At 45.6% G+C, this 16,513-nt stretch carries 15 protein-coding genes; 8 read left to right on the plus strand and 7 right to left on the minus strand.

Annotated elements, in window-relative coordinates; translation table 11 throughout:
- Positions 1-97: 97 nt before the first annotated feature.
- Positions 98-2,275 carry a TonB-dependent receptor family protein gene (locus tag AC1DXC_RS07150; protein WP_477458455.1) on the minus strand — a complete coding sequence of 726 codons (2,178 nt, stop codon included), beginning with the start codon at positions 2,273-2,275 and terminating at the stop codon, positions 98-100.
- 105 nt (positions 2,276-2,380) lie between these two features.
- Positions 2,381-2,935: a hypothetical protein gene (locus AC1DXC_RS07155; protein ID WP_477458456.1), complete on the minus strand. Its 555-nt coding sequence runs from the start codon at positions 2,933-2,935 to the stop codon at positions 2,381-2,383.
- Between the two features lie 177 nt (positions 2,936-3,112).
- Here AC1DXC_RS07155 and AC1DXC_RS07160 point away from each other — a divergent pair, with 177 nt between their 5' ends.
- From AC1DXC_RS07160 to AC1DXC_RS07180, 5 genes are all read left to right on the plus strand, one after another.
- Complete coding sequence (locus tag AC1DXC_RS07160; protein ID WP_477458457.1) at positions 3,113-4,531, plus strand: alkaline phosphatase family protein; 1,419 nt, start codon at positions 3,113-3,115, stop codon at positions 4,529-4,531.
- A gap of 29 nt (positions 4,532-4,560) precedes the next feature.
- Positions 4,561-5,643: a lysylphosphatidylglycerol synthase transmembrane domain-containing protein gene (locus AC1DXC_RS07165; protein ID WP_477458458.1), complete on the plus strand. Its 1,083-nt coding sequence runs from the start codon at positions 4,561-4,563 to the stop codon at positions 5,641-5,643.
- A 367-nt stretch (positions 5,644-6,010) separates the two neighbouring features.
- Positions 6,011-6,337, plus strand: a complete 327-nt coding sequence (locus tag AC1DXC_RS07170; RefSeq protein ID WP_477458459.1) for a hypothetical protein — start codon at positions 6,011-6,013, stop codon at positions 6,335-6,337.
- A 75-nt stretch (positions 6,338-6,412) separates the two neighbouring features.
- Positions 6,413-6,619 (plus strand): hypothetical protein, encoded by a 207-nt coding sequence (locus tag AC1DXC_RS07175; RefSeq protein WP_477458460.1) that lies wholly within the window; start codon positions 6,413-6,415, stop codon positions 6,617-6,619.
- A gap of 113 nt (positions 6,620-6,732) precedes the next feature.
- Entirely contained in the window at positions 6,733-7,419 is a 687-nt protein-coding gene (locus AC1DXC_RS07180; protein WP_477458461.1) for a response regulator transcription factor, read from the plus strand.
- A gap of 258 nt (positions 7,420-7,677) precedes the next feature.
- On the opposite strand, the gene AC1DXC_RS07185 is transcribed toward AC1DXC_RS07180, so the two are convergent.
- The gene (locus AC1DXC_RS07185) at positions 7,678-8,931 is read right to left on the minus strand and encodes an alpha/beta hydrolase-fold protein (protein ID WP_477458462.1); all 1,254 of its coding nucleotides are present in this window, start codon (positions 8,929-8,931) and stop codon (positions 7,678-7,680) included.
- Positions 8,932-9,199: 268 nt separating this feature from the next.
- Between AC1DXC_RS07185 and AC1DXC_RS07190 the strand changes: the two genes are divergently transcribed.
- The gene (locus AC1DXC_RS07190; RefSeq protein WP_477458463.1) at positions 9,200-9,856 is read left to right on the plus strand and encodes a hypothetical protein; all 657 of its coding nucleotides are present in this window, start codon (positions 9,200-9,202) and stop codon (positions 9,854-9,856) included.
- Between the two features lie 6 nt (positions 9,857-9,862).
- On the opposite strand, the gene AC1DXC_RS07195 is transcribed toward AC1DXC_RS07190, so the two are convergent.
- Positions 9,863-10,330, minus strand: a complete 468-nt coding sequence (locus tag AC1DXC_RS07195; RefSeq protein ID WP_477458464.1) for a hypothetical protein — start codon at positions 10,328-10,330, stop codon at positions 9,863-9,865.
- Positions 10,331-10,600: 270 nt separating this feature from the next.
- Here AC1DXC_RS07195 and AC1DXC_RS07200 point away from each other — a divergent pair, with 270 nt between their 5' ends.
- On the plus strand, positions 10,601-10,873 hold the full coding sequence (locus AC1DXC_RS07200; protein WP_477458465.1) for a hypothetical protein: 273 nt from the start codon (positions 10,601-10,603) through the stop codon (positions 10,871-10,873).
- Between the two features lie 218 nt (positions 10,874-11,091).
- On the opposite strand, the gene AC1DXC_RS07205 is transcribed toward AC1DXC_RS07200, so the two are convergent.
- From AC1DXC_RS07205 to AC1DXC_RS07215, 3 genes are all read right to left on the minus strand, one after another.
- A complete protein-coding gene (locus tag AC1DXC_RS07205; protein ID WP_477458466.1) occupies positions 11,092-11,286 on the minus strand; it encodes a hypothetical protein in 195 nt (64 codons plus the stop codon).
- Between the two features lie 278 nt (positions 11,287-11,564).
- Complete coding sequence (locus AC1DXC_RS07210; protein WP_477458467.1) at positions 11,565-13,301, minus strand: phospho-sugar mutase; 1,737 nt, start codon at positions 13,299-13,301, stop codon at positions 11,565-11,567.
- A 306-nt stretch (positions 13,302-13,607) separates the two neighbouring features.
- Positions 13,608-14,777, minus strand: coding sequence for a tetratricopeptide repeat protein (locus tag AC1DXC_RS07215; RefSeq protein ID WP_477458468.1), 1,170 nt, complete (start codon positions 14,775-14,777; stop codon positions 13,608-13,610).
- A 375-nt stretch (positions 14,778-15,152) separates the two neighbouring features.
- On the opposite strand from AC1DXC_RS07215, the gene AC1DXC_RS07220 reads away from it, so the two are divergent.
- On the plus strand, positions 15,153-16,511 hold the full coding sequence (locus tag AC1DXC_RS07220) for a hypothetical protein (RefSeq protein WP_477458469.1): 1,359 nt from the start codon (positions 15,153-15,155) through the stop codon (positions 16,509-16,511).
- Positions 16,512-16,513: the final 2 nt, after the last annotated feature.

Here is a 16,513-nt window from a genome sequence, read left to right on the forward strand (position 1 = left end):
TCATAGAAAAGCCCATCTGAAAAATTCAGATGGGCTTAAAAATGTCAAACTCCCCTTCTTCATAGGAGTCCTTCGGACAGGCGGCCTGGGGGCTCGCCTAAATCTTTATCCCCAATCCCAGGTTAATGGTACGGCCGTCGCCGGGGAGGATGCCGGGGCCGGGGTACATGTTTATCCTGCGGGTGAAGTATTTCTGGTTGAGCAGGTTGTTTACATGGAAGTTTACGTGGTAATTCTTCAGGAAATTGTAATTGAAACTCCAATCTACCAAATGGTAGGCCGGTACTACGCCGCTCGCGCCCGTTGGGTTGAAGGCTGTGTTATTGGCATCGCTGAAGTTTTTGCTCACGTAGCTGAACAATACGGTGCTGGTTACCACTCCGCTCAGGAAGGTAAGGCCGGTACGGTTTGTCCAGGTTGGGGTGCCTTCTATCTGATGGTCCACCAGGCTATTGTTTACGCCCGAAACGTTTATAGCACCCGTAACGTACCTGGCATGCGTATAAGCCAGGGTGTTGAACAACCTAATGTCAGTGCCCGATTGTGGGTTGAACCCGCGCAGCAACGATACCTCGGTATAAGCCTCGATACCTTTAGATACCGCATCGCCGATGTTGGTTAAATACAGGTGTTTTGCGTTGGCGTTATCGGTTATGGTTAGGGTGCCGGCGCGGTTGTTATATTTTACATAAAAGGCGTTTACATCAAACGTAAATACTTGTGCAATCCGGCCGCGATAACCAAAATCAATGTCGTACCCGCGGCTATCCTTGATATCCTTGTCCACAACGGTGAGCTGGTCTGCCGGCACTACTGCCGCGTATAGGTAAGGGCGGTAGGCTTGCGAAATGTTGCTGTATAGCTGGCTGCCGTTGCTCACCTGGTATTGTAGCCCCGCGCCAAACAGCGGGAAGTTGCGGCTCTGGTGGAAATAGATAGGCGTAGTCCTGTTGTTTACCACACCTGTCAAGTTAGATTTGATTACCTCTAACCTGACACCCGGCGTAAAAGAGAAGCTTTTGCTGATGCGGAAAAGGTTCTCGGCAAAGGCGGCGTAGTTATCCGTTTTAAGGTGGGTATCAATGCCGTAATCTTTCACCAGGCTCAAATCAAAGTCAGATGCGGTTGTGCCCACGCCTTTTTGTAAGCGTTTGGTAAGGGTGTTAGAGTAGCGTATGCCCGTGCTTAAGATGCTTACGTGCCCGCCTAAAAGGTAGCTGGTAGCCAGGCGCGCCTCGGTAGTGAAGCTTTTGTAATAGTCGCGGTCTACCTGGCGTGGGTTATACGTTTTGAGGGTGGTGTTTACGGTATCGCCTACGTTTGGGGTGGCAATAAATTGTACGCTATTGCGCTGGCCCGCAAGCATGTGCGAGGTAACTTCCAGTTTGGTGTGTTTGCTGAAGTTGTAGTTGAACAACAATGCCGGTATATTGATGACCGGGTTAAAGAAGTTACGCGCACGGTTCGACTGGCGGCTGGTAACGGCAAACTGCGCATCGGTTAAGCCGCCGGCAATCTGCTGCACATAATCTGACCGGGAGAACTCGAACGCCAGGCTTCCCTTGCTGTTGATCTGGTATTTAATGTGCGCATAAAACGCATGGTAATTGAACTTGGAATTGGGCCGCCATCCATCGCCGTTGCGGGCATCAAAGTAAGCGTAATAGCTAATTTTGCCCACTTTGCCGCCAATAGCATTGTAGGTGTTAAAGAAACGGTTAGAGCCAATGGTTTGCTCGCTCTCCAGCCCGAAGGTTTTGGTGGTATCGGGTTCTTTTATCTTAAAGTTAATCATCCCGCCAAACTGGTCTCCAAATTGCAAGGCTGCCGAGCCACGCACATATTGCACCTCGCCAATTGCCTGGAAAGGCATGTTGTAATGGTTTTCGGGGTAGCCGAACACATCCGAGTTGGTGTTGTATCCGTTTTGGCGGATGTTCGTTTCAATAGAGCGGTGCATATCTGTACCGCGGGTGCCTATGTTAAGCTGCAGGCCCGCGCCATCCATTTCCCAAACGTTGATGCCTGGTACCTGCGCAAACAGCGTACGCGCCACGTTGCCCGATAGGTTTGCTTTGCCCGGGTCGGCATATATTACGTTAGTTTTTTTGCCCGAGAAGAGGTAAGTGCCGCTTTGGTCGGGCAGGTTTTTGCTGCGGCCCTCTTTAATGATAACGCTATCGAGCTTTACGGTGTCTATAGCGGTTTTTTGTTGTGCCTGTGCCGCGCCGCCCACAAAAATAGCCAGCAGCAACATTATATATAAATGTTTCATTTACAATTTCTTGATAAAGTATTTGGATAAATAAGACAATAGCAGCTACCTGCCGCAACATGGTGCGCAGGCGTATTGATTATAGCTGCTTAAATTGAAGGGGATTTAAGCCAAATGCTCTGGCGGTTGACCGGCTACAGTGATGAATGGATCAATTAAGCCGTTTTGTACAGGCTTAATGGTTATAGGCGCAATATTCTTAAACGATGCAAATTGATAAGTAAGCATCGGGAGACTGTATTTGCCATCCAGGCCGCCTTTCTTTATGGAGGCATCGTGGTCTTTATCGCCCTGGGGGATATCGTTTATCTGCCTGGCGTAGATGATGTTCTTGCCTATCAGTTTGGTTTTTTCGTAGTTCTGTATCACCATCAGGTAAAGCGTATCGCGCGTTACTTTTAGTTTTACATAGTTGTAGCAGGCGTTTTTAAGCTGTACCTGCCCGTCGATGTTTTTGTAATCGCCCCAGGTTTCGGTTATGCCGGGGAGGTGCTGGGCAACCTTTACTTCAATCAATGCGTTGGGGTTGTACAGGTTTTGGCTGATGAGCTCGTTCATGCGCTTATCCGTGCGGTAAACCTGGTATTGCTGCATCAACATATATCCGCCCGCGTTGAACAGGTGGATGCTTATCAGCAATATGGCAATCAGTCGCTTCAATCAATAATGGTTCTAAACAACCGCAATTTTAACAAAAAATTAACAGAATGTAATAGTCATTTCTCGGTTACAATATTAATCCGGCGTTTTACTCTTGTTAAATTAAATTACCTTTGCGGCAATTGACTGAAAACCACATTTGGTCAACTTTGATTGTTTTTAACATAATTGATTTTAATGCAAAGTAAAAAAAGAGTGCTGTTTTATCTGGTAGACGGCGCCCATAGCGAAGTACTCCCCGAACTGTTAGCGCAGGGGATACTCCCAAATATAAAAAGGATAATAGACGAAGGCACCTACCGCAAAGCCACTACCTGTTTCCCAAGTACCACCGGCCCGGCTTACCTGCCGTTCTTGACCGGCCATTTCCCCGGCACGCAGGATATTACGGGTATCCGCTGGTTCGATAAAAAAGAATTCAAACGTACCCGTTGGAACAAGAACGCCATGCGCAGCTATTGCGGGCCAGAGGCGGCATGGTTCAATACCGATATGCACCCGGATAAACCCACGCTGTTCGAGTTGATGGGCGAATCGTACAATATGTACAACATGATAACCCGTAACGTGCCCGATGAATACGATTTGGGCAAAAAAGGCAAGGGCATGCTGTACACCAAAGCGCACTTTAAACAGATACACCACCCGGTTGATTTGCAGGGCCATGCCCGTATTATGGAGATGTTGGAAAGTGGCAAAGATTTCGATTTCCTTTTCGCGGTGTTCCCCAGCGTTGACTGGGATTCGCACTATCACCACATCCGCGATGAGCGCACTATAGAAGCTTATCGCATAGTAGACCGCAGCTTGGGCACCGTACGCGCCAAGCTCGAAAGCAAAGGCTGGTGGGACGACACCCTCTTTGTGATGACATCCGACCACGGGCTTACCCCAACTACCAAACACCTGGATCTGGGCGACTGGATGACCAACAACGGCCTTAAATCTGTTTACTACCCGGTTATCTGGAGACGCAAACCAAAATCGGCGGTAATGATATCCGGCAACTCCTTCGGTAGCATACACCTGCTAGATCACGAGGGCGACCACGTGCTCCGCGAAGCCGAAATAGTAAAGATAATGGGCAGCGAACGCCTGGAGAAACTGATCAAAGAAGACGCTGTAGATTTTGCCATTTACCGTGGCGACGACGAGCAGACGTTCATCACTCACAACCGCGAAGGCAAAGCTAAGATATCGGTTAAAGACGATGTGTTTACCTACGAGCCGATAACCGCAGATGTACTGAAGTATGGCGGCAAGGTTGAAGCCATGGGCCACCGCGCCATTTTGGAAGCCACCTTCGAAACCGATTACCCCGACGCTATATTCCAAATTTATCAACTGTTCCAAAGCCGCAGGGCGGGGGATATCGTGATAAGCGCTACCGTGGGTTACGATCTGCGCGATTTTTGGGAATACCCCGAGCACGTGGGGTCGCATGGTTCACTGCATCGCCAGCACATCCATGTACCAATGATTTATAACCAAAAAGGTTGGGACACCAAGCCCGCACGTACCGCCGATTTGTTCGATACCATCCTGAAGTGGAAAGGCATTACTCCCGAAAAATCGGAAGGCGAACCATTATTTTAATATCAAAGAGAGAAAATTAGCATATACAAATGACCGAACAGGAAGCTATTAAAGAAGATAAGCAGGAAATAAATAAGGTATTCAACAAAAACGTTATCATCAAAGGTGCCCTTTGGTTCGCGCTGATAACGGTTATTACCATTGCTGGTATCTTTTTTTACAACAACACCGGTAATACCGTAAAGGCACTTCAGCATATCTCCTATAAATATATCGCTATTTGCTTTGTGATGCTGTTTGTAGATCTGCAATTGGGCAGCTGGCGAAACCATATCTATGTTCGTAAACTGGCACCTGCCGTTTCGCATTGGGTAAGTTTTAGGGCAAACGTGGCCAATATGTTTATGGGGGCGGTTACCCCGGCCCACGGCGGTGCAGGCCCTGCACAGATATTTGTTTACACCAGCAACGGTGTTACTTTTATTGATGCCTTTGCCATTAGCCTCATCAATATGGGTGCTACGCTGATATTTATGCCACTGGCAGGCTTTGTGGCCATAACACTGATGGATACCAGCAGTGTAAGCAGCTTCGTGCCGCAGATGCTTAAATTCGGTTTTACTTTTTTCCTGCTGTTTTTAATGGCTTTTATCCTGGCGTTCTGGAAACCGCTTTGGGTGGGTATGATTATCAAAAAAATCGCGAACGGACTCTCAAAAGTATTCCCGAAACGTAAAGAGAAACTAAGCCATTGGGCAGAGCACTCTTTTGCAAGCATCAGCAAATACCAGCAAACCTGCAGCGTTATCATACGCAAGCACCCCTTTTTGTTCCCACTTAGTTTGCTGATAACTACCTTGCTTTACCTTAACAAGTATTGCCTGCAATGGGTAATTTTGATGGGTCTTGGTGTAAATGCTAACCTGGTGCAGGTGATCGCTTTCCAGGTGATTATCCAGTTCGGTATATACTTTGCGCCTAGCCCTGGGGGCAGCGGCTTTGCCGAGGTGTTGATATCCAAATTGTTCGGTACCATTATCCCGGCTACTTTGCTGCCCATTTTTACCCTGCTGCAACGCTCGTTCCTGCTGTTTTTTCCGGCTATGGTGGGGGCTTACGTGGTAATCAATTTACTGCGGAAGCAAACGATGAAGAAGGCGGCATCCTCATAGGCGATAATGGTGCCATCTATACCACCTGGCAGCGCAAAGGCGGCATCTACTATGCTCAGCCTGGCCGCCCCGAAACTTTTATTGCTAAAGGCCGCACCTGCGATATCTCCGGCCCGGACGATAATCTGGTGTTAACCTATCAAAATAATGATACCGTTAAGATGGTATCCCTGAAAACGAAAAAGATTACCGCCATTGATAAAGGGGCGTTTCTGCAAACTGCTGTGCTGGCCCGTAATAAAACGCTTTGTGTTTGGGAGCAGGGGAGTATGATTAAGTGCAAGATGATGTAACAGCTTAATGTCTTGAGATTACAGATTCGTCGAAAAAACTCTGAAAGTTGTGTTGATATTGTATATTTAAAGGAATGTGGATTGAAACAATTGTTGTAATAATATTGATAACAGGCGGTATCTACTTCGGTTTTTTCAAAACCGGGGAATATGTAATTAAAAATCCTATAAATGCAGTAGGCACCGTTATCGGAGTAGAAAAAACACCAATAACTCAAGGCATGGGCTCAAGTGCGGAGCGCGTTTGTAAGATAACCTTACAAATAGAGGAAGAATCGGGATCAAGAAACATAGTAATTAAGCAGCCGTTTAAACAGTATGCACGACCGGAGCCCGGTGATATAGTAAACATTATTTTCGATGCCGATAATAAGGACTATGCCACTATCGTAGTTGATTAATCATTTCATAGACGCTGTTTATGCAGGGCGCTCAGTAGAGTATCTTGCGCTAGTTTTGTAGAAAACTTGCATAGCATGAACTGGACAAAAATCAACATCAGCGCTATCGGTTTGGCGGCTTCGGTTTTTGGTTTGGTTTTGCTCATCAAAGCCACCAGGCGCGCAAGGTGGAAGGATTATAGTGTCGATTACACGTCTGGTTATGGCAGACGGTTTCGGTGGTGGATATTGTTGCCCTTGTTCATCCTCTTATCGATAGCATACCTGATCAAGGGGCTTTAGAAATATGGGCTTGCCGGTCTTATTTTTTTAAAAAGTTCTCCTAAAAGTTAAATGGCTCCTATATAATTTGTGTGTTATACCTTATATTTATCTTTTTACAAGGTACCACATACATGCCATCCATTAACCCAAAACTGCCCGATCATCTTAAAACGAAAATCAAAGAACACATAGCTACGTTTGAACAACTGCCAGGCGTAGTCATCATTCATGATATGGTGGATGGATCGGTGGCATATCTATCGCCAAGAGGGCTTGCCCTGCTGAACACTACTATGGAGGAAATAGCAACTATACCGGTGGAGGAGTATCACCGCAGGCATTTTAACGACGAGGATGCAAAGGATTACGCCCCCAAGTTATTCGATTTCATGAGCCGCAACAGCGATGAAGAGATGGTAACCTTTTTTCAGCAGGTGCGTTTTGCCGGGAGCGATAACTGGAACTGGCACCTATCCAGTTTAAAGATTTTTAGCAGGGATGATAATGGCAAGCCCCGTTTGCTGATAAGCCTGGCACTACCCATAGATGCTATGCACCACATGACTACTAAGGCCGAACGGCTATTGCAGGAGAATAATTTCCTGCGCAAGAATTTCAAGATCTTCAGCCGGCTTACCCCTCGCGAAAAAGAAGTGCTGCGCTTAACCGCGTTAGGGAAAAGTGCGGCCGAGGTATCCGCTGAGCTTTTTATTGCCGAAACCACTGCCGAAACTCACCGCCGCAATATCAAAGCCAAATTGCAGGTTAACACCTATTTCGAACTCTCGGAATACGCCCGGGCCTTTGATTTGATATAGCTGTTTTGTTGCCGGCCTGACCTACAGTAAATTACCTACTTGTAAGTATTGCAGGGGCTGGCCGCGCTTTCTACTTTTAAAAGTTTTGCAAAGGTACTGTCGCATAAAAAAATAGTACCTAAACCATTTCACATTAAAACAAGTAAAGTTTTTGCATCGCGGGGGTGGTGCAATTCGCCTCCTGGTCATTGGTCGGAGTTATATGCTTCGGCCAATGAAGCGGCGATGAGGTACTTGAACCCCTTAATTCCCGTCGCGTTATTTTTTACCCTCGCTTAATAGTTTATCCAACTTGTCCTTTGTTTCGGGTAAAGCTTTCAGCGATAAAGCGCTTTTGAAACTTTTGATCGCTTTGATTTTATCACCCGTTGCAAGATATAGATCGCCCAGGGAGTCATAGCAGTTGGCACTTTCGGGATAGTTGCTAATATTCAGTTCGAATAAAGTTTCTGCCTTTTTATACTGTTTAGCATTCAGCATTTGGTATCCAAGGCTGTTAACCTGGCTTTCGCCCGGCTTAACCATATAGCCCATTTGTTCTGACACGTTCTTGTAATGCGCTACTAATACCGAATCTATCCTAAAATTGGGGTTTTTTAGTTCGCTTTCGTAAATTTTAAGTTTGTAGAAATCAAAAATAAACCGAAGCGCATCATATTCTCCAATCAACCTTACGGATGGGTGATTGTCGTCTTCGTAATACTTGTATTTGAAGCGTAAATGGTTCTTTTTGTTTCTGGTAAGGTCATGAATCAGTTCTAAATTGCTACGGATAAGCGCCGTTGAGCCGCTGGTGTCTTTTTGCACGTTTAGCGTGTCTGCACCTTTTTCCATGCGATTAGCTATGGCCATAAACAGCGTTTTGCTTTTATAATTTTGAGCGGCCAAAATGGTTTTTGCGTCTCTAACAGGTTTTTGATGGTCCCACCATAGGGATGCTTCGAGCGAAACATAGGAATTAAACAGCTCCGGTTTATGCAGTAAGGTGTTCATCACCGTTAAGCCGCCAAGGGAATGGCCAATAATTGTTTTATAAGTTGTGGTAGGGTAAGTGGTGTCGATATACGGGATAAGTTCTTTCTCAATAAAGGCCATGAATTTTTCGCCATTTCCAACCACACCGGGTAGTTCTTTATCGGTACCTGTGGTTAGTTCGCTCAGCCTGTCTGCCTGCAAAATACCCACCACAATCATGGGCGGGCAAAGGCTCGATTCGGCCATATGCTCGGTAATGCTCACAACGGTGTTGAAATTCTCGGCACCGTCCAACAGGTAAATCACCGGGTAATTTCCCCGGTCTTTAATTTTATTCCCGCCGTTGCTGTTGGGGATATGTATCCATATTTTACGCTGCTGGCCCAGTATTTTCGAAGGGATAGTTTCCTCAAAGCCGGTAGTAAAGGGGCTGTTTTCCTGCGCATAGCCGCAAACAGTAATTAAGAGTAAGAGGATACCGCATAAAAAAGATTTAGTAAGGTTTTGTGGGGTAAAGCCGGGTAGATGGTACTTCATGAAGGGGGATTTATGTATGTAATATACAGACGCTGGGTATATCGATTATGTTACAGGATACGTCACGAGGTATGGAATTAAAGATTATGTCTAGCGGGGACGGCAGACTAATAGTTAAGCCAATTAGCCAGTACCGGCGTGCAGGTAGCTATGCTAGCAATTGATAAACACCAGCGCGTACAGTGGTGTGGGCGGAAAGAAAAAAAATCATTTCCGGTATTCTTTAATTTCCTGGCAGTATATTTACGCAGTTAAACACCAAAACCTTATGCGTAAAATTACTCTGCTTGTGCTTTGCTGCTGCGGCCTTATATCTGCCTGTTCAAATAAAGTATTTCATAACGGTTATTATTTTGATAACAACGGGAAGAAAGTAAGTGGACTAATTACCTTTCAGCCATCGGGCGATTACTTTTATTACAAAGCCGCAAAAGATGCCGATAAAGAGAAAATCAAGCTTGAAAACATCAAAGCCCTGGTAATGGTGCGCCTGAATGAGAACGACAGCCTCACGGTACTCACCGAAGGCGGTAACGTCAATAAAAAATACTTCGCCAAAACCATTGCCGTTACGCCAACAACTCACCTGTATTACAAATTCAAATCAATTTCCAGCGGTGGTGGGATGACGATGACCCAAACCCCGGCACCGTCCTTTGGCCGGCCTACCTCAACCTCACATATTACCTATAATTATGGCTGGCGAATGTCTCCTTATTATGATGCCACAAAGATGATACCGATGTATCAGGACGGTAATACCACCTACGAGTTAACCAAAGGGAACTTTATTAAAGTGCTGAGCAAAGCATTTGCCGACGTGCCCGACCTTGTGCAACAACTGCAAAACAAAAAATTCAAGTTTAAAAACCTGGACAAGATATTGGCAGCATATCGCTCGAGGACGAAATACACGGGGAATTAGCGTTATCTACTGTAAAATGCTTTCGATATTCCGGATGCTTCTGTTCCGTCCCCTGATATAAAACAGATGTAGCATTGCGCGAAATACGATAGCACCAACAGCTGCACCCGCAATGCCCGATAATAATTGCCGCAAATTGAAATGAACAAATGCCGGGATAATCATTGCCAGCGCCACAAACCCCACCCAAACTACAAACAGGATGCGGAAGGCCTTGTGTAGTGTGGTATCAATTTCTACCAGCGTAGTATATTCATCTAAGGGTATTAACTTGCCGCTGAGCACGCAGGCCGGCGACTTGGCTGATGAGCCGATAATCTTAAAATCGGTATCGTTAACTTGGCCTATAAAGTATTTAGTGGTTATTACCCTCGCCAGCGACGATTTGTAAAACGTATTGCGGCTTAAGATTTCCCTGGTTGCGGGCAGGCTTTGATTTACAGTAAAGATGTAGTTGTTTTTGCTGAGATTCATGTAAGGCTACGGTGAGATGTAAATGTAGAAATTTTGCACGGAAGGCGTTATGAATAATTTTTTGCTGAGCTCGGATGCTTTTATCGTGACCGCAGATTCGCAATACAAGATACTCTTTTTCATAGCAAGACGTTGCGCGTTGCCGATATGCTTTGCGGGAATGTCCTGCTGCCGCAGGGTCCTTTTTCAAAGAGACCCTGCGGGCACGGAAAAAATTGGTTAATCGTAATCTTATCGGTACTTTAGGCTGTACCCTATCACAATAAGTAAATGCGACTAACAGAATACATCTATTCGTTTTTTTACACAGCCTGCTTTTGCTATGCAATTTACATGGGCGTAACAACCGGTTTCAGAGGTTATCATATACCAGCTTTGCCGCTGGTTATTGAAGTCCTTACACTGCCTGTAGGCTTTATTTTGTTCCTTATCGACAGCATCAGGCTCCGGCCTCTAAGCCTCAAAAAGCTAAGGGTGCATTTGATCGGGCTGAGCGCTAATGTCGCTATTGTAGTGTTTGTATTGTTGTTGGCTTTTCATTGATTTTATCATCCGGTTGGTTAAAAGTAGGTTAGCTAAAAACTTAAATGATTGTAAGTCGAAGGTACAACCTTACCGTCTTCGCAGGGGTGTCTCGGCCGAGGACTCTGCGTTTCAGGGCGGAATGATTTTCGTTTACGTTATGCTTTGCGGGAATGTCCTGCTGGGACGGAGAGGCTATATGAAAACGACTTGCTAATTCGTATAGTCTATGGTATTTGCTAATAATTATCTTTCAACTCGATCACTCCGCAAAGGGCTAACAAGCCTAACATAAATAAAATAATGCCACTAATAAGCATTGTAATCTTATGGCGGTTATTTATAGAATTACTTTCATTATCGAATCTTAATCTTGTAAAATAAAATAATAGTGCCGCGCCTATCAAAACACATAAAATTTCGTAAACTTTCATACTTTTAATTAATGTTGGTCGTAATTTTTAGATTTAATCCATTGCTTTCGCCGTCGCTGTAGGGTCTCCGCTCATCCAGGAGCCCGCGCCTGGAGATGCCAAAATTTGTTAGCGTCTACGCTTACATCATTGAGACATAAGTGCCTAAGAATGTACGTAAGCATTGACGCTTACAATTTTATTCAATCCGGCGGACGCCGGACTGCGCGGTAGTAAGTTACGAAAAAAGCCACCAGTCTTCCAACCGATGGCTTTCAAATGTCAAAGGAGTGGAGAGCTTAAACCCCCAAATCCTTCATGATAGTATTGATCTTATCATCTAACAGCTTATCCGTTTCGGCGTAGGCTTCTTTGCTGGCCAGTTTGCCGTTTACGCTGCAATAAAATTTGATCTTTGGCTCGGTGCCGCTTGGGCGGGCCGAGACGATGCTGCCATCCTCAGTGATAAACTGCAATACATCTGATGTTGGCAGTTCGATAGGCTTGGTAGTGTTAGTGGTAAGGTCGGTCTCCACGCTTTTTTCGTAATCTTTCAGGGTAATTACTTTAGAACCGCCCAGTTCGGCAGGCGGGTTGTTGCGGAAGGTTTCCATCATGGCCACAATTTCTTCGGCACCGGTTTTACCTTTTTTGGTAAGCGATATCAGCTTTTCTTTATAGAAACCGTATTGCACGTAAGTATCCAGCAAGGCTTCGAACAGGCTGCTGCCTTTGTCTTTATAATAAGCGGTCATTTCGGCAATAAACGCGCTGGAAACTACCGCATCCTTATCGCGCACAAAATCGCCGATGAGGTAACCGTAGCTCTCTTCGCCACCACCGATGAAGGTTTGCTGGCCTTCAAATTTGGTCATCAGCTCGCCGATGTATTTGAAGCCGGTAAGCGTGTTGTAGCAGGTAACGTTTTTGGCTGCTGCTATAGCATCTATCAGGTAGGTGGTTACAATGGTTTTTACGATGTATTCCTTGCCGGTAAGCTTGCCTTTTTCTTCCCATGCGGTAAGCAGGTAGTTAATGAGCATGGTACCTGTTTGGTTGCCGTTCAGCAGTACAAATTCGCCCGCAGTGTTTTTTACGGCAATGCCTACACGGTCGGCATCAGGGTCGGTTGCTAATACCAGGTCGGCATCGGTATCCTGTGCTTTTTTAAGCGCAAGGGTAAGGGCCTCTTTCTCTTCTGGGTTGGGGTAAACCACGGTAGGGAAGTTGCCGTCGGGCGTGGTTTGCTCGTCTACCAAAATCACGTTCTCGAAACCGAAACGCTCCAATGCCTGCGGCACCAAAGTAATACCCGTGCCGTGGATAGGCGAAAAAACGATCTTCAGATCCTTTTGGCGTTTGATAGCATCCGGCGAAACCGAAAGGGTGGTAATGTTATCCAGGTAAAGTGCATCTACCTCTTCGCCAATTTCTTCGATGTTGGCATCTACGCGTGTGAATTTCACCTCGTCGATGCTTTTGATGGCGGCAACCTCGTCCATTACGGCAGCATCGTGCGGAGCAACAAACTGGCCGCCGTCATCGCCGTAGGCTTTGTAGCCGTTATATTCTTTAGGGTTGTGCGATGCGGTAAGCATTACCCCGCTTTTGCAACCGAAGTGGCGCACAGCGAAGGAAAGCTCGGGCGTGGGGCGCAGGGCCTTAAAGTAGTAAACGTGGATATCGTTTGCCGAGAAAACGTTGGCAGTAATGGTAGAGAACAGGTCGGCATTGTTGCGGCTATCGTGCGCAATGGCCACTTTTATTTTTTCGCCGGGGTAGGTTTTTTTAAGGTAATTGGCCAAACCCTGCGTAGCCGAGCCGATGGTGTATTTATTAATACGGTTGCTACCCGGGCCCATTATGCCGCGCAGGCCGCCGGTGCCAAACTCCAGGTCGCGGTAAAAGGAGTCGGTAAGTTCTGTATAAGCTTTATCGTCTATCAGTTTCTGAATTTGGGCCTTTACGTCGGCATCATAATTCCCCTCGAGCCATGAGTTGGCTTTCTGAAGGATGGTAGGGTCTAATTCCTGCATAGTAGTTTGTAGTTGTATTTCGGGTTAATAGGATTCGTACATCCAAATATGATAATAAAAATGTATTTTAAGTATGGCGAGGTTTATTCTGTAAAGAATATTAACACGGGCTTAATAGAATAATAAAAAGGGGGATTTTGTTTAGCAGAAGGGGAGGATATTTTTGTGTGGGAGGAGAGGTCTGAATCAGGGTTTTCAGAATTCAAGAATGAACAGAATTTAAAGAGAGTGTTATTAACCTCCAACATGTGCGGCAAAGAGCATTCTGAAAATCCTTGAATTCTGAAAATTCTGATTCAGATGACTTTACGGCTTTCCAACCGTATCATCAACAAACACATCATCCAAATCGGGTTTGTTGCCGTCGGTTATCTTGCCTTGCAGCATGCTTTGCCCGGTAGTGCCGGGGTTATTGCCATGGCCCAGCGGCCATTTGCCGGTAGTTCCGTTTACCTTTAAATCGGCCACGAGGGCGGCATTAAGGCTAAAATCGGTACAGTTGTTTTTGCTGAGGTGGTATTTTAGCCCTGCATATTTCTGCGTGAGCACCAGTATCTTCTCAAATTTACGTCGCGAAATGAATTTTCCGGCTACTTCGTCCCATTTATGCTGCGTATCGTCGCGGTAGCCCGAAGGCGATGAAGGGAATAAGGGCGAGCCGGCAAACGGGTGGTTCTTGTAAGGATAAAAGCCAAATGAGAGCGATACGTATGTAGAATCGCTGTTGTATTTGATGAGTGTAATAAAGGTATGCCCCGAGTTGGTGAAATGATAAACCTTGGGTTTGCCTGCTACGGGTTGTTTTACATGTATTAGCATAGCGTAGGCTACGGCTTTTTTGCCATCCTTAAAAGTATCTGATATTCGTTGGTAGGTTATTTTAGGGCTGCGCGGCTCAGTGGTTGCAGGTAAAAGCACCGCCGGCTGCCGGGCCAGCAGGGTATCATCTACCGCGTTAAAGTTGAGGTAGCGTTCGTCCAGGTCGGTAGTATCGGCGGCGAGGGAATCTGCCGGGGCCTGCATTAGCGTGTCGGCACTGGTATCGTGCTGATTGTACTGCATGGTTTTGAAAAAGCATTTCATAGCCAGTGAGTACATTTTTAATTTGGCGAAGGCATTGGCCAGGTTATATAACAGCTTTTTGTTTGATTGATTGGCATCCAAATCGGTACTGATGCTAAGCTGCTTTAGGCGCTGCATCAGCAGTTTCCGCTCGGCAGATTTACTCAATTTTACCTGAAGATCCTGCTCCAGGCCGGGGTCCTTCAGGGCGAGGTTGCTTGCAGCCCGATTGTTTATGCTGAAGCCCGGGTTTTGCGCATGCGCATCTTTAAGGTACCTCCCCGTGGTATCAACTGCATCGTATTTCGCAGCCGAAAATACCTGTGCTTTTACGCATAATTGCGCGCACAACAATAAGGCGGTAATTACTACTGCTTTTACGTTAGATGTGATATAGCGGGTTGGCATTAACATTATGCTGAGCTTGTGCAATATAGATAATACGCGCGGATTTGATATACTTACTTAGCCACCAAACCCATTTGCCGCTTATTTTTTACACAAAACCGACTGATTTGGGCGGATTAATGCGCAAAACACGCTTGCAAATACCGTGAAAACACGGTGAGCAATGGCATAGCTGATTGCTTAGTTTTATAGAAAAGGAACGGAGCTATCTACTGATTGTTAGTGATTTGCGAAGCATTGGATGCGTATTTCTCTGTGGTGAAATTTTATTACTGGCAAGAAATGTTTGGCTGTTAGGAGGCAATTTAGAGGCCTGCTTATTAAAAGGGACGTATTATGTACTGAAGTAATTTTAATTTATTTAACCTAATTCTCTTTCATATGAATTTCAAAATGAAAACAAATGGTTTAAAAAATAAACCATTTTTGCAAAGCCTGGGGCTTGTACTCATTACTTTGAGCATTGCGCTTTTATTGTTTAAACTAATATTGCTGGCGTTGCCGAATGGGAAGATTTCGTCTCTAAACGGTACGGAGATGTCTGTCATGTTTTTTATTATTATGCTTGGGATAGCGTTTGTTTTCCCGGAGCTGCTGAGTAACAAAGACAAGGAAGCCAGTACCATGCGCATTGTTGTGTTTATGATGGTAAACGTAATATGCATATTGCTCATTAAAATTGGTTGGAGTAAGCACAGTCTTGGCGATATAGGGTTAGACGCAAACTGGATGGGCGTTATAGCTTTTGTGTTTGGTGCCAAGGCAACTCAAAGCTTTTTTGAAAACAGGTCGCCGGTGCCGCCGGTGTCGGATGCGAATAGCAGTCAGCAGATAAACCAATCAGATTTAGCGAAGCGGGCAATTTTGCAAAATGAAGTTTCCTTAAAAACAAATCACCCCAATATTGCATCGATAAGCGATGCAGTGCACGATCTGAATGGAATTACCACCCATGTTGTGGCTATTTACCTATCAGATAATAATACCGTCGACCTGCCTGATAAATTGGAGGCCTTGTTAGAGGATGGCAGCAAAAGGACAATAGGAACAGAAATTATAAAAAATGTAGGGTCAGGCCAAATTCAAATAAGCCAGAAGGCCGACAATATTAGTGACTCATCATCAAGCTTGTTTAGGGGCAGCGTATGCTGCCTTGTAAAATCTACCACCAACGAGACATTTACAGGCGTGCTTACGGCCGGGCATGTTTTTAGCGACGGCCGTTTTACAAGCTGTGGTGGTTTGGTGGCGCCTCAACAACAGGGGAGTAGCCTGTTAAACCTCCAGGCAGCAGGGCACTGGCATTTACAGCTAATAAACAATTTTCAGGATTTAGCCGTGGCCCGACTAAGCACACCACCTCCTGTGGACAGTAACTATATAAAGATGGCCGGGGGCTACCATGATGTTACCGATGCCGACGTGGTTACCCCGGATACGAATGTGACGCTTATTTCATTCCAAAGCAAACGGGATGCCTTTATCATAGATTACAACGTAGCGTTTGATATTAAATATAAGGATAACCAAACCATCAGGATGAACAATATTATCCTGATAGGTACCTCACGGATCCGCGAAAATTCGTTGCCCGTATCAATTCCAGGCGATTCCGGGTGCTGCATAATCAGTAAAACGGATAATAAGCTTGTTGGAATGCTGCTCGGCGCCAACGATAAGTACTCGTTTGTGCTCCCGGTAAAGAAAACTCTAGAAACCTATAATCTTAAACCCTTGTAATC

Source organism: Mucilaginibacter sp. P2_D11, assembly GCF_056404435.1.